At 50.2% G+C, this 295-nt stretch carries 1 protein-coding gene; it reads right to left on the bottom strand.

Going from position 1 to position 295, the window contains the following annotated elements:
* The coding region (locus ACU8YC_RS28675; RefSeq protein WP_446896476.1) for a hypothetical protein at positions 1-242 on the bottom strand (242 nt) is incomplete at its 3' end.
* Positions 243-295 lie beyond the last annotated feature (53 nt).

The raw sequence follows: 295 nt of genomic DNA, 5'->3' as shown, positions 1-295 counted from the left end.
GCGACCTCAAATAAACTGATGCCCTTATATGTGCTGTGAAATAACGCATCCGCCGTCAGGGCCGACATGGCCGCCCCGGTATCGGAAATGCCCGGCCACCGGGAATAATCCCCAAACCGACAGATACAGTCATCCTTAAATGCCGGATACGTGACTGCCGCCCCGGTTTCCTCCAGATAACTCAGTAACGACGCAAAGTTTTTCTTACTGAAATGCAGACCATCCGAGAACAACACCCGCATTTTACCCTCCGGCTCCATTGATAACCGCATTAATGATATGTTTATATTCCAGG

This window comes from Citrobacter sp. VF227, from assembly GCF_052950715.1.
This window is presented reverse-complemented; position numbering and strand designations above follow the sequence as displayed.